This is a genomic window from Escherichia sp. E2661 (assembly GCF_004745185.1).
GTDB lineage: Bacteria > Pseudomonadota > Gammaproteobacteria > Enterobacterales > Enterobacteriaceae > Escherichia.
This window is the reverse complement of sequence record NZ_PDIG01000019.1, coordinates 258,661-272,260: the sequence shown is the minus strand read 5'-3', so window position 1 is coordinate 272,260 and position 13,600 is coordinate 258,661. Positions and strand designations below refer to the sequence as shown.

The window sequence follows — 13,600 nt, the reverse complement described above, 5'->3', positions numbered from 1 at the left end:
GGTTTGTGCGAGCCAGCTCAAACTTTTTAACATTTTTGTTTCAATTATGATCCAGGTACATTTCTGTGATGTTGTCTGGGTGTTATTTTAAGGCCGCAGGTACCCCATAACCTTACAAGACCTGTGGTTTTACTAAAGGACACCCTATGAAAACCTCTCTGTTTAAAAGCCTTTACTTTCAGGTCCTGACAGCGATAGCCATTGGTATTCTCCTTGGCCATTTCTACCCTGAAATAGGCGAGCAAATGAAACCGCTTGGCGACGGATTCGTTAAGCTCATTAAGATGATCATCGCTCCCGTCATCTTTTGTACCGTAGTCACTGGCATTGCGGGCATGGAAAGCATGAAGGCGGTCGGTCGTACCGGCGCAGTCGCACTGCTTTACTTTGAGATAGTCAGTACCATCGCGCTGATTATTGGTCTTATTATCGTTAACGTTGTCCAGCCAGGTGCTGGAATGAACGTCGATCCGGCGAGTCTGGATGCGAAAGCGGTAGCCGTTTACGCCGCGCAGGCGAAAGACCAGGGCATTGTCGCCTTCATTATGGATGTCATCCCGGCGAGCGTCATTGGCGCGTTTGCCAGCGGTAACATCCTGCAGGTGCTGCTGTTTGCCGTACTGTTTGGTTTTGCGCTGCATCGTCTGGGCAGCAAAGGCCAGCTGATTTTTAACGTTATCGAAAGTTTCTCGCAGGTCATCTTCGGCATCATCAATATGATCATGCGCCTGGCACCGATTGGGGCGTTCGGGGCGATGGCATTTACCATCGGTAAATACGGCGTCGGAACACTGGTGCAGTTGGGGCAGCTGATTATCTGCTTCTACATCACCTGTATCCTGTTTGTGGTGCTGGTACTGGGTTCAATCGCTAAAGCGACCGGTTTCAGTATCTTCAAATTTATCCGCTACATTCGTGAAGAACTGCTGATTGTGTTGGGAACATCGTCTTCCGAATCGGCGCTGCCACGTATGCTCGACAAGATGGAAAAACTCGGCTGCCGGAAATCGGTGGTGGGGTTGGTCATCCCGACAGGCTACTCGTTTAACCTTGATGGCACATCGATATACCTGACGATGGCGGCGGTGTTTATTGCCCAGGCCACTAACAGTCAGATGGATATCGTCCACCAAATCACGCTGTTAATCGTGTTGCTGCTTTCTTCTAAAGGGGCGGCAGGGGTAACGGGCAGTGGCTTTATCGTGCTGGCGGCGACGCTTTCAGCCGTTAGGCCATTTGCCGGTGGCGGGTCTGGCGCTGATCCTCGGTATTGACCGCTTCATGTCGGAAGCTCGTGCGCTGACTAACCTGGTCGGTAACGGTGTAGCAACCATCGTGGTCGCTAAGTGGGTTAAAGAACTGGACCACAAAAAACTGGACGATGTGCTGAATAATCGTGCGCCGGAAGGCAAAACGCACGAATTATCCTCTTAATCTCACCACTTATGCCCGCACTCCCTTCCCCGAGTGCGGGTGTTTGCGCATAATTGCCCCCTGTGCCTGAACTTACCACCTGGGTGAGTTCAGGTTTATTTCACTTCTTCCGTGACATTTTTATATTCTTGCGGTCTAACACGAAGTGTTTTCAATGTCATTTAGACTGGCCGACAACGGGCAGTTTTTTATTACCAGGATAGTTGATCAGGGGTTCACATGCAGGGCACAAAAATTCGACTTTTAGCGGGCGGTTTGCTGATGATGGCCACTGCTGGCTATGTGCAGGCAGATGCGCTCCAGCCTGATCCAGCATGGCAACAGGGGACGCTCTCCAACGGTTTACAGTGGCAAGTGCTGACCACGCCCCAGCGTCCCAGCGATCGTGTTGAAATTCGCCTGCTGGTTAATACCGGTTCGCTCGCCGAAAGTACCCAACAGAGCGGTTATAGTCATGCCATTCCCCGCATCGCGCTGACGCAAAGCGGTGGCCTTGAAGCGGCACAGGCACGTTCACTGTGGCAACAGGGGATCGACCCTAAGCGCCCGATGCCGCCGGTGATCGTCTCTTACGACACCACGCTGTTTAATCTTAGTCTGCCAAATAACCGCAACGACTTGCTGAAAGAGGCGCTCTCTTATCTGGCAAATGCCAGTGGCAAACTGACTATCACGCCAGAAACCATCAACCATGCGCTGCAAAGTCAGGACATGGTGGCAACCTGGCCTGCCGACACCAAAGAAGGCTGGTGGCGCTATCGTCTGAAAGGATCAACCTTGTTAGGTCACGATCCTGCCGATCCGCTGAAACAACCCGTTGAAGCAGAAAAGATTAAAGACTTCTACCAGAAATGGTACACCCCGGATGCAATGACGCTGCTGGTGGTGGGGAACGTTGATGCGCGCTCGGTTGTAGACCAAATCAACAAAAACGTTTGGCGAACTGAAAGGCAAACGTGAAACACCGGCTCCGGTGCCGACGCTTTCTCCTCTGCGTGCGGAAGCGGTGAGTATTATGACCGATGCGGTACGCCAGGACCGGTTATCCATCATGTGGGATACGCCGTGGCAGCCGATACGTGAATCAGCCGCACTGCTGCGCTACTGGCGTGCGGACCTGGCCCGTGAGGCGCTGTTCTGGCACGTTCAGCAAGCATTAAGCGCCAGTAACAGTAAAGACATTGGTCTTGGATTTGACTGTCGTGTGCTGTATCTGCGTGCGCAGTGTGCCATCAACATCGAGTCACCAAACGACAAGCTGAACAGCAACCTTAATCTGGTGGCGCGTGAGCTGGCGAAAGTTCGTGACAAAGGTCTGCCGGAAGAAGAGTTCAACGCTCTGGTGGCGCAAAAGAAACTGGAGTTGCAGAAATTGTTTGCCGCCTATGCGCGAGCTGATACCGATATTCTGATGGGCCAGCGGATGCGTTCGTTGCAAAATCAGGTTGTCGATATCGCACCGGAGCAATATCAGAAACTGCGCCAGGATTTCCTTAACAGCCTGACGGTGGAGATGTTAAATCAGGATTTGCGTCAGCAACTGTCGAACGACATGGCGTTAATTCTGTTGCAGCCGAAAGGCGAGCCGGAATTTAACATGAAAGCGTTGCAGGCGGCCTGGGATCAAATCATGGCCCCATCGACTGCGGCTGCCGCCACATCTGTTGCCACGGATGACGTCCATCCTGAAGTGACGGATATTCCACCCGCACAGTAATAAATAACCCGGCAGCGTTTCTTCTGCGCTGCCGGGATTAACGGTAATGAATAAGTTGCCGTGATATACCCGTAGATATTTTTCCAGGCACGGCGGTAGCGTGCAGATAACCATTCATTATTAAAATAAACTTACCGTAGAGTGGGTTTAATTATTTATTAGCTGAATAAATTATACTGGTGCCTCCTGGAAGGAGTGAGTTTATGCTTGTGTTAAAATCACAATCGATTGGATTCAGGATTTCCACAACTTATTTATCTTTAACATATACAGAGTCTGATGGCGTCAACATTAAAGTAGATGCTCTGGAGTTACTATCAGCAGAGAAAGATTATGTTCAAATTGAACTGGTCTTCACTACTGTTGCTGAAGTTAAGTGTGCTACCGTCAATTTTTATGAAGCCAACTATAACAATATTGTTATTAAGAAGGTTGATAGTGCAAATCCGGACTCAGGTATATATCAAGTAATGAATTCTGTACCGCTTGAAGAAAAAGAGAAATTATATGACCCTAAAAAACGGTTGAAGTTAAAACATTATATTATAGTAGGTTATGATAGTTATGTTGAGATTTTAGCTACTGGTTTTCGCTGTATACGTTGCCAGGGAATAGATGGTGTTAAATAATGGCCTATCATATAGGAATATTGAAAATTGAAGAAACTGATAAAGTAGTAAAATATGAATTTGGACCTACATCTTCTGACTATTGTAGATCTGATTACGGCGAGTTCGTGATAGATAAGAGAACGGGTGAGATGACGTTAGTCAGAATGGTTAAAAACGATTCGGCTAATAAATTTTATTTGCAAGCGAGTTTTAAAATTCTGACCTGTTGGCGAAAGGGCTATTTGCCAAAAAATGAGGAGTGGGCTTCTTAATAAGTAACTTTGCAGAATAAGTGAGTTTTCCCATTTTGTGGGCAGTCGTTGATTCTTACACAGTTTATATTATGGGTGCAGAAAAACACGGGGCATAATATTAAATGCAATACCAATACATTATCAACCAGCATAGTTATTGATTTTGAGAATGATATCTATATTGCCAGGTTTACAGTTTGGGATGATTTAAGTTGTATGTCAGAAGTTATGTACGTTGAAACGGGGGATTATAAATTAAATCAGCGAAATAAATTCCATATTTATGATTCGCTAAGAAAGATTTTTGATAATTTCATGGAAACCATACAATAACTTGCGCTAAGAAAATAAAAACATTATGTTTAAATTGATAGCAATCAAAGAAACTCCTTTGGGAGTAAAAGATGACGAAGATCTCTCGGTATCAGAAGCCATATACTCAACCTATACTGATTATACAAACGATATCCTTATGGTGTTTGATAAAGTCGTTTTATGTTTAGATAGAAAAGGAGATATTAGCGATATCTATAATGATATCGTCAATATATTTGAGCAGTTAGAACTGGGTACTAAACAGTTTTTTATGTGTTTTTTATCCAGTACGTTCACTACCCGTTGGGAATTTGAGCATAAAAGCTCAGAGACCATCAATATAACCGCTTATTGGTTTGACGTAAGATATCTTTATGGTATCAACTCGATTATTAAAACTTCCACAATTGAAATCCCAGTATCTGAATTCAAAATACAATGGGGAAATATTATTAAACCAATGGAAAAAGACATTCTTTCGTTAGGTTATGATGAAACGTTAGTAAATTTTTCTTTTTTTAACAACTTTAATTGATGAGTTATTAGTCTGGTTCATCTAAAAATGTAGGTGTTTTTTTTTTGCGACATCAACGGATTTAAAGGAGTATAAATGCGCAACAAAAAACGTATACTATTCTTGCTAACAGTCATTCTTTGCTTAACAGGTCTTTATTCCTGCAACAAAAACTTTCTCTTACTTTGGGATGCCAATAATATTTATGTCAGCACAAGAAATAATATCGATAAAGACAAGGTAAAAATAGAATTCGGCATCAGCGTCAACACGATCAACCGAGAAACGGATGCCGGATTATTTGCTGACAGAGATAAGTATACAGTGCTCTTCGATGGTAGCCTGAAAAACAAGATGATAAACGAATATGGAGAAAATGATTATTTAATTACCTACGATGACCGCTGCTATTTATCATTTCGTCAATTTAAAACCAATCGTCGTCATCAACATGACTATTATTTTGACTTCTTTAACAACAATGGGAATGTCTTCGTCACGGTCGAAATTAAAGGTGAGAACCCGCTTAATTTTACTCGTGGTTTGAATGATATGCGTCAACAGTTTACTTCAAATTATCAGCATAGTTCGGTTCACCCCTGCAAGGCGATTAACGGAGAACGAATATCTACCCGTTCTCCGTCAAAAACCATTATTCCGGCATCGCCTCACGCGGGATAATCGCGCCGCGATACTGAATAACGGTACTTGCGGTCAAATGCCCACGTTTCGCTGCGTCTTCCGCACTGCCGCCTGTCAGACGTACCGCCAGATAACCGGCGCTGAAAGAGTCACCCGCAGCAGTGGTATCGATCACTTTTTCTTTCGGCAGTTTCACCGCCGGAACATCAACTAACGCTTCACCTGCAATGGACACCAGGCAAGAATCCGCTCCACGTTTTACCACTACTTCTTTCACGCCCGCTTTATGGGTGCGCGCAATGACGTCTTCCACCGGTAGTTGACCCCACAGCGCGTCTTCGTCGTCCAGCGTCAGGAAGGCGATATCCGTGCATTCCAGCATTTGCTGATACACCTGCTGCGTCTCTTCTTTGCTGGCCCATAGGCGCGGACGGTAGTTATTGTCGAAAATCACTTTTCCGCCATTGGCGCGGCATTCGCGCAGCAGAGCAAGCAGTTTCTCGCGGCTGGTTGGGCTTAAAATCGCCAGGCTAATCCCGCTAAGGTAGAGATAATCGAATTTCGCCAGCTCTGCGCAAATCGCCGCTGATTGCTCGCTCTCCAACCAGAATTTGGCGGCGGCTTCGTTACGCCAGTAGTAGAACGTACGTTCGCCAGTGTCATCGGTTTCAATGTAGTAAAGGCCCGGCAGGCGGTTTTCCATCCGTTGGGTCAGGGAAGTATCAACGTTCTCGCCGTGCCAGGCGTCCAACATCTGCTGACTAAAACTGTCCGTTCCCAGCGCCGTCACGTAATGAACGGTTAATGCCGCAGGATCGACCTGACGGGCGATGTAGACGGAGGTGTTCAGGGTATCGCCGCCGAAACCGCGCTTAACGTCTGCGCCTTTCTCGGAAAGCTCAATCATGCATTCGCCAATCACGGCAATCTTTTTGGACATAGTCGTGAACCTGATCTGTAAAAAAATTAGCGTTAGTTTGCGCTGTGGTGGTTTGTTGGTCAACTATATTAAAACACTGTTCCATTATTTTTTTGAGCCAGAACGTATTCCTGGACGATTTCGCCGCAGGACGGGCAAATTTAGCCGCTTCGGGCGGTAAAGTTCTGACGTTGCGCGCCGATAACATTTGTCGAGTCCGGGCAGCATCACTTTTAAACACAGGACATCTTCGATGATAAGGCAGGTTATTCAGCGAATAAGCCATCCTGAAGCAAGTATCGAAAGCTTGCAGGAACGACGCTTTTGGTTGCAGTGTGAACGTGCTTACACCTGGCAACCGATTTACCAGACATCCGGTCGGTTGATGGCCGTAGAGCTATTAACGGTCGTTACTCATCCCGAGGATCCTTCGCAACGACTGCCGCCGGATCGTTATTTTGCTGAAATCACCATCAGACATCGTATGGATGTGGTGAAAGAACAGATTGATTTGCTGGCGCAAAAAGCCGTGTTCTTTGTTGAGCATGGCCTGCTGGCATCGGTTAATATCGATGGTCCGACACTTCTCGCCCTACGTCAGCAGCCGGAAATTTTGCGTCAGATTGACCGCCTTCCCTGGCTGCGTTTTGAACTGGTAGAACATATCCGCCTGCCGAAAGATTCAACCTTTGCCTCGATGTGTGAATTTGGCCCGTTATGGCTTGATGATTTTGGCACCGGGATGGCAAATTTCTCCGCGCTAAGTGAAGTCCGTTATGACTACATTAAAATCGCTCGCGAACTGTTTGTGATGCTGCGCCAGTCGCCGGAAGGCCGCACGCTCTTTTCGCAGCTTTTACATCTAATGAATCGCTATTGTCGCGGAGTGATCGTCGAAGGTGTGGAAACGCAGGAGGAGTGGTGCGATGTGCAGAATTCCCCCGCATTCGCCGCACAAGGCTGGTTTCTTTCGCGTCCGGCACCGATAGAAACGCTGGATACGGTGGCTCTGGTGGTGTAGCCGCCTCATTTTCCGCCTGGCTGGACTATCTTTAGGACTGGCCCAGGAAGAATATGAGGAAGCGAACTATGAGCAAGGCAGGCAAAATAACCGCTTCGATTTCAGGGGCTTTCTTGTTGTTGCTCGTCGTGGCGATCATTTTGATTGCGACTTTTGACTGGAATCGACTCAAACCGACCATCAACCAGAAAGTCTCTGCGGAGTTGAATCGCCCGTTCGCTATTCGTGGCGATCTGGGTGTGGTATGGGAGCGGCAAAAACAGGAGACCGGCTGGCGCAGCTGGGTGCCGTGGCCCCATGTACACGCGGAAGACATCATTCTCGGCAACCCGCCAGACATTCCCGAAGTCACAATGGTGCATCTGCCACGGGTAGAAGCAACGCTGGCCCCTCTGGCGCTGCTGACCAAAACGGTCTGGCTACCGTGGATCAAACTGGAAAAGCCCGACGCACGCCTGATTCGCCTCTCAGAAAAGAACAACAACTGGACGTTTAATCTCGCCAGCGATGACAACAAAGACGCGGATGCAAAGCCGTCGGCGTGGTCGTTTCGGCTGGATAATATTCTGTTCGATCAAGGGCGGATCGCCATTGATGACAAAGTCAGCAAAGCGGATCTGGAAATTTTTGTCGATCCATTAGGCAAGCCGTTGCCGTTCAGTGAAGTCAGCGGATCGAAAGGTAAGAACGAGAAAGAAAAGGTGGGCGATTACGTTTTTGGCCTGAAGGCGCAGGGACGTTATAACGGCGAACCGCTCACGGGCACGGGAAAAATCGGCGGTATGCTGGCGCTGCGTGGCGAAGGGACGCCGTTTCCGGTACAGGCTGATTTTCGCTCTGGTAACACCCGTGTTGCTTTTGATGGCGTAGTGAATGACCCAATGAAAATGGGCGGCGTCGATTTACGGCTTAAATTTTCCGGCGATTCGCTGGGCGATCTCTATGAACTGACAGGCGTTCTGCTGCCTGATACCCCACCGTTTGAAACCGATGGTCGGTTGGTAGCGAAAATCGACACGGAACAATCGTCGGTCTTTGATTATCGAGGCTTTAACGGGCGTATTGGCGATAGCGATATTCACGGTTCTCTGGTCTACACCACCGGTAAGCCACGGCCAAAACTGGAAGGTGATGTCGAGTCGCGGCAATTGCGGCTGGCAGATTTAGGGCCGTTAATTGGCGTTGATTCCGGTAAAGGAGCGGAAAAGTCGAAACGGTCTGAACAGAAGAAGGGCGAAAAAAGCGTTCAGCCTGCGGGCAAAGTGCTGCCGTATGACCGCTTCGAAACCGATAAATGGGATGTCATGGATGCCGATGTTCGATTCAAAGGCCGTCGTATTGAGCATGGCAGCAGCCTGCCGATTAGCGATCTTTCTACCCATATCATCCTCAAAAACGCTGACCTACGCCTGCAACCGCTGAAATTTGGCATGGCGGGCGGCAGCATTGCGGCGAATATTCATCTGGAAGGCGATAAAAAGCCGATGCAAGGGCGGGCAGATATTCAGGCTCGTCGACTGAAACTGAAAGAACTGATGCCAGATGTGGAACTGATGCAAAAAACGCTGGGGGAAATGAACGGTGATGCGGAACTACGCGGTAGCGGTAACTCAGTGGCGGCGCTTTTGGGGAACAGTAACGGTAACCTGAAACTGTTGATGAATGACGGGCTGGTGAGCCGCAACCTGATGGAGATTGTCGGGCTGAACGTCGGTAACTACATTGTCGGTGCGATCTTCGGTGATGATGAGGTGCGGGTGAACTGCGCGGCAGCAAATCTGAATATTGCCAACGGCGTGGCGCGTCCGCAGATTTTTGCTTTTGATACTGAGAACGCGTTGATTAATGTTACCGGCACGGCAAGTTTTGCTTCGGAACAGCTGGATTTGACTATTGATCCGGAGAGTAAAGGGATTCGGATTATCACGCTGCGTTCGCCACTGTATGTGCGTGGGACGTTTAAAAATCCGCAGGCTGGGGTGAAAGCCGGGCCGTTGATTGCCCGAGGTGCTGTTGCGGCGGCACTGGCAACGCTGGTGACGCCAGCTGCGGCCTTGCTGGCGCTGATCTCACCTTCCGAAGGGGAGGCTAATCAGTGTCGGACGATTTTATCGCAGATGAAGAAGTGATGATAATTGCCGGATGTCTGACATCCGGCAATTAAACAGATTTAGATTGTTGGCAAAGTGCGCTTTGTTCATGCCGGATGCGGCGTGAACGCCTTATCCGTCCTACAAATCCTTGCAAATTCAATATATTGTATGGAAATTCAGGCCCGATAAGCGTAGCGCATCAGGCTTTTCACTCTTATTACAACGACTGATGTCGCGTCTCATGCGTCAGCAGCAGGGCGATTAACGTCAAGCCAGCCATTGCTGCCAGATATAACCCCACCGCACCTAACCCGTAGTTAGTTTGCAACCAGGCCGCGATATATGGCGCAACGGAAGCCCCGAGAATCGACGCTACGTTGTAAGAGAACGATGCTCCGGTGTAACGCACTTCTGTCGGGAACAACTCTGGTAACAGCGCGCCCATCGGCCCGAAGGTCAGCCCCATCAGGCTTAACCCCAGCAGCAGGAAAGCAAAAACCAGAATAGGATTGCCAGAACCGAGCAGTGGATTAAAGGCGAACAGCGCGAACAGGATGATAAGCGTCGTGATGATCACCATGCTTTTACGCCGCCCAAAGGCATCGGCCAGCAATCCGGCTACTGGTACCATCACGCCAAAACCAATAACTGCCATCATCAGCATCCACAGCACTTCATTGCGCGGCAGGCCAAGCCCAATTGGCGCGGCGGCGGTACTGAAGGTCATAGAGTAGACGGTCATGATGTAAAACAGCGTATAGGTTGCCAGCATGATGAAGGTACCGAGCACCGTGACGCGTACGTGTTTGGTTAACAGAGTACCCAGCGGGATCTTCACCTGCTTTTTCGCTTTAGCGACTTTCTCAAACACCGGTGACTCATGCAGCGACACGCGAACATACAGGCCGATAATGACCAGCACCGCCGAGAAGATAAACGGCACGCGCCAGCCCCAGCTCATAAACTGCTCATCAGTCAGCAGCCAGGAAAGCAGCAGAAAAGTGCCGTTAGCAAAGAAGAAGCCAATCGGTGCGCCCAGCTGTGGGAAGGAGCCGTACAGCGCACGTTTACGCGGTGGTGCGTTCTCGGTTGCCAGCAGCGCTGCGCCACCCCATTCACCGCCTAATCCCAGCCCCTGACCAAATCGAGCCAGTGCCAGCAGCAGCGGGGCGAAAATACCAATCGTGGCGTAGCCCGGCAGCAGACCAATCACCACTGTTGAAATCCCCATCGTTAGCAACGAGGCGACCAGCGTCGCTTTACGCCCAACGCGATCGCCGAAATGACCAAATACGGCAGAACCGATTGGGCGTGCGACGAAAGCGATGGCGAAGGTGGCGAGCGACTGTAGCGTCGCTGCCGCCGGATCGCCCTGCGGGAAGAAGATATGCGGGAACACAATAACGGCCGCAGTGGCGTAAATGTAGAAGTCGAAGAACTCAATGGCCGTGCCAATGAGGGAGGCGACAAGGACTTTATTACGTGAGTTTATCGGCTTGTATTCTTGCTCGTTGTCGAGTGTTGTGGCTGTTGCTTGCATAATCTTTTCTTATTTTTTGGCGAACGAATAGCCATATTACGCACAGCAAAAGTGATATTTCAATGTGTAACAAATCGCGGAAAAGGTTAAAAATCAGGCAAAAAGCGGATAATGTTTAGACGAGTGATTTTTCTTCTATGAAATGCTTCACACAATTTCATAAATGGTGGATAAAACTGGTTTCAGGTTAAATAAAAGTTACCAACTGGATTTATATGCTGGGTTTATGAGTTGGTGTGAAATTGTTGGCTCCCGAAGAGATGGCTGAAGAGGCTCTGGGGAAGAGTTTCAGGTGGTTATGTGCGCATTATAGCCGGATGCGATGCTGGTGCATCTTATCCGGCCTACGGCGAGCCAGGTCGAATAAATTCGTAGGCCGAATAAGGCGTTTACGCCGCATCCGACCTATTTTAATGCTGCGTTTTCCCCGGCATTCGCGGGTCGTCTTTGTATTCGGCGGTGGCAATCCACGCCGCGCAAAACAACGTCAGACGGGCAAAGAAGTAAAAAAAACGCCATCAGCCCCAGCACGGAACCAAATGCCGCGCCAGACGGGGATTTCATCAACGACGGCAGGGTATACGTCATCACGATTTTAATGACTTCAAAACCAATAGCCGCGATGAATGTTCCACGAATCAGCGCCTTTTTACGCGGGCGATGACGCGGAAGACGCCAGAAGATCCAGAAGAAAAGCAGATAGTTAGCGAAGATAGAAATCGCCATGCCAATCAACCGCCACGTCGGTTTCAGCCACTCAATACTGTTAAGGTGCAGGGCGCTAATAATCATTTGCTGCGCCGAACCGGCAACCGAGGTTATTGAAAGCGTGACAATCAGCGCAATCAATAAACCAATTAGTGAAATAAAATCACGCAGATACTTAACCCAAAACTTCTCCTGATCTTGCGGTGAACGTTCCCAAACATCACGCGATTGAGCGCGAATTGCTTCACGCAAATTTCCCATCCAGTTAATCCCGGAATAAAGCGCCACCGCCAGGCCGACAAGCCCTACGGTCGTACGCTGCTGAACGGCGGTGTTGATGGTATTTTTCAATGTGGCCGCCAGCGTCGGATCGCTGATGTTTTGCAGAATTTTGTCGAAGATATCCTGCAGCAGCATCGGATGGGAGGCCAGCACAAAGCCCCCTGCGGCAAACGACACCATCAAAATCGGGATCATCGATAAAAACGAGAAATAAGTGATTGCCGCGCCAAACTGGTTACCCAGCCGATCATTGAAGCGTTCTGTCGCGCGTATCAGGTGCGCGATGATGGGTTGACGTTGGACTTTCCCGGCAGTGGTGGTGACGGTTTCCAACGCCTGACTGACTTTGCTGCCTTTATCGCTATTATCCAGATGTTTAATCGGCTCGTGCTGCAGATCCTGGGTGGGACGTTTGATCTCGTTTTCCTGCGTCATCCGCTCTTTAGTCCTTCTTTCGTTGTCTGTCTTAAAAAGTATAGTCGGTCAGTCCAGGTGCTCTTTGATTACGCCAGCCAGCCACTGCATAAACAGATTTACACGGCGGGAAAGCTCCCGACGCTGGGGATAAACCAGAGAAATGGATAGCGGCTCGGCGCGGTAGTTGGGCAATACTTCAATAAGCCGCCCGGCGCGTAGGGCTTCGCGCACGGCGACTCGGGGGATTTGAATGATACCCAGACCCGCCAGGCCGGCGGCGAAATAGGTTTCGCTACTGTTTACCGTCAACATGCCGCCGGACTTAAACCACTGGACGCCATTACTGGTGGCAACCTCAAAACCTAATGGATGCGCGCCCAAATGCGGCGTGTAATGCACCACCGCGTGCGAAGTCAGATCGTCCACACTTTGCGGATAACCAAAACGCGTCAGATAGTGCGGGCTGGCACAGTTGACCATCGTCAGTTTGCCGAGGGGGCGGGTAATAATACCCTCGTCGGGCAACGAGCCCGTGCGCATCACGCAATCATAGCCATCACGAAGAATATCAATCGCCCGGTCACTGCTACTTAATTCCAGTTCAATCCCTGGGTACTGATGAAGAAATTCTGGCAGGCGCGGCAGCAACAGGTTTTTCGCAATTCCGAGCGGGATATCGACGCGTAATTTGCCGCTGATGCTGGTGGTATCCTGCTGAAACAGGCCGTCCAGTTCGTTGAGATTACTCAACACATCTTTCGCTCGTTGGTAATAGGTCATGCCGTCGGGGGTAAGTTTGACCCGCCGCGTAGTGCGATGCAGCAACTGGGTGCCAAGCTGATGTTCCAGTGCCTGTATCTGGCGCGAAACACTTCCCTTTGGCAAAGCAAAGAAATCCGCTGCACGGGAAAAACTTTCCAGCTCTGCGACCTTAATGAACAACTGCATTGCGTGAATTTTATCCATTTCTTTGACCAATTGTTGTTCACAGCGAAACAGTAATGCGCATAGCGCATTATTTATTGTTTTTTCTAGCATCTAATGCAAGGTTTCACAATGTAGTAATGATTAATCCCGGTATTTTTTAGAAGGAAATGGCTGATAAGCTTCACTGGAAAGGAAAAATAACGCTT

9 protein-coding genes and 3 pseudogenes are annotated in these 13,600 nt (G+C 49.1%); 8 read left to right on the top strand and 4 right to left on the bottom strand.

Annotated elements, in window-relative coordinates; genetic code table 11:
* Positions 1-146: 146 nt before the first annotated feature.
* From dctA to CRI63_RS10860, 6 genes and pseudogenes are all read left to right on the top strand, one after another.
* A pseudogene (gene dctA, locus CRI63_RS10890) lies at positions 147-1,434 on the top strand (C4-dicarboxylate transporter DctC).
* A gap of 219 nt (positions 1,435-1,653) precedes the next feature.
* Positions 1,654-3,151, top strand: a pseudogene (locus CRI63_RS10885) (pitrilysin family protein).
* Between the two features lie 203 nt (positions 3,152-3,354).
* Positions 3,355-3,780 (top strand): hypothetical protein, encoded by a 426-nt coding sequence (locus CRI63_RS10880; RefSeq protein WP_135519521.1) that lies wholly within the window; start codon positions 3,355-3,357, stop codon positions 3,778-3,780.
* Complete coding sequence (locus CRI63_RS10875) at positions 3,780-4,034, top strand: hypothetical protein (RefSeq protein ID WP_135519519.1); 255 nt, start codon at positions 3,780-3,782, stop codon at positions 4,032-4,034. Before CRI63_RS10880 ends, CRI63_RS10875 begins: the two co-directional genes overlap by 1 nt.
* A 340-nt stretch (positions 4,035-4,374) precedes the next feature.
* On the top strand, positions 4,375-4,866 hold the full coding sequence (locus CRI63_RS10865) for a hypothetical protein (protein WP_130222965.1): 492 nt from the start codon (positions 4,375-4,377) through the stop codon (positions 4,864-4,866).
* Between the two features lie 75 nt (positions 4,867-4,941).
* On the top strand, positions 4,942-5,526 hold the full coding sequence (locus tag CRI63_RS10860; protein ID WP_130222963.1) for a hypothetical protein: 585 nt from the start codon (positions 4,942-4,944) through the stop codon (positions 5,524-5,526).
* Here the strand turns inward: CRI63_RS10860 and kdgK are convergent.
* A complete protein-coding gene (kdgK, locus tag CRI63_RS10855) occupies positions 5,498-6,427 on the bottom strand; it encodes a 2-dehydro-3-deoxygluconokinase (RefSeq protein ID WP_135519517.1) in 930 nt (309 codons plus the stop codon). The two genes, CRI63_RS10860 and kdgK, sit on opposite strands and share 29 nt — an antisense overlap.
* A gap of 232 nt (positions 6,428-6,659) precedes the next feature.
* Here kdgK and pdeH point away from each other — a divergent pair, with 232 nt between their 5' ends.
* Together pdeH and CRI63_RS10845 are read left to right on the top strand one after the other, a co-directional pair.
* On the top strand, positions 6,660-7,427 hold the full coding sequence (gene pdeH, locus CRI63_RS10850) for a cyclic-guanylate-specific phosphodiesterase (RefSeq protein WP_130222959.1): 768 nt from the start codon (positions 6,660-6,662) through the stop codon (positions 7,425-7,427).
* 68 nt (positions 7,428-7,495) lie between these two features.
* Positions 7,496-9,556 (top strand): AsmA family protein, encoded by a 2,061-nt coding sequence (locus tag CRI63_RS10845; RefSeq protein ID WP_135519515.1) that lies wholly within the window; start codon positions 7,496-7,498, stop codon positions 9,554-9,556.
* A gap of 181 nt (positions 9,557-9,737) precedes the next feature.
* On the opposite strand, the gene CRI63_RS10840 is transcribed toward CRI63_RS10845, so the two are convergent.
* The 3 genes and pseudogenes from CRI63_RS10840 to CRI63_RS10830 form a co-directional block, all read right to left on the bottom strand.
* Positions 9,738-11,060, bottom strand: a complete 1,323-nt coding sequence (locus CRI63_RS10840; RefSeq protein WP_130210130.1) for an MFS transporter — start codon at positions 11,058-11,060, stop codon at positions 9,738-9,740.
* Between the two features lie 410 nt (positions 11,061-11,470).
* Positions 11,471-12,485, bottom strand: a pseudogene (gene yhjD / locus CRI63_RS10835) (inner membrane protein YhjD).
* Between the two features lie 48 nt (positions 12,486-12,533).
* On the bottom strand, positions 12,534-13,433 hold the full coding sequence (locus tag CRI63_RS10830) for a LysR family transcriptional regulator (protein WP_205713407.1): 900 nt from the start codon (positions 13,431-13,433) through the stop codon (positions 12,534-12,536).
* Positions 13,434-13,600: the final 167 nt, after the last annotated feature.

Bases quoted from the DNA above. Each gene is read 5' to 3' on its own strand.
- CRI63_RS10880 (WP_135519521.1), top strand. From the start codon at position 3,355: ATGCTTGTGTTAAAATCACAATCGATTGGATTCAGGATTTCCACAACT.
- CRI63_RS10875 (WP_135519519.1), top strand. From the start codon at position 3,780: ATGGCCTATCATATAGGAATATTGAAAATTGAAGAAACTGATAAAGTA.
- CRI63_RS10865 (WP_130222965.1), top strand. From the start codon at position 4,375: ATGTTTAAATTGATAGCAATCAAAGAAACTCCTTTGGGAGTAAAAGAT.
- CRI63_RS10860 (WP_130222963.1), top strand. From the start codon at position 4,942: ATGCGCAACAAAAAACGTATACTATTCTTGCTAACAGTCATTCTTTGC.
- kdgK (WP_135519517.1), bottom strand. From the start codon at position 6,427: ATGTCCAAAAAGATTGCCGTGATTGGCGAATGCATGATTGAGCTTTCC.
- pdeH (WP_130222959.1), top strand. From the start codon at position 6,660: ATGATAAGGCAGGTTATTCAGCGAATAAGCCATCCTGAAGCAAGTATC.
- CRI63_RS10845 (WP_135519515.1), top strand. From the start codon at position 7,496: ATGAGCAAGGCAGGCAAAATAACCGCTTCGATTTCAGGGGCTTTCTTG.
- CRI63_RS10840 (WP_130210130.1), bottom strand. From the start codon at position 11,060: ATGCAAGCAACAGCCACAACACTCGACAACGAGCAAGAATACAAGCCG.
- CRI63_RS10830 (WP_205713407.1), bottom strand. From the start codon at position 13,433: ATGGATAAAATTCACGCAATGCAGTTGTTCATTAAGGTCGCAGAGCTG.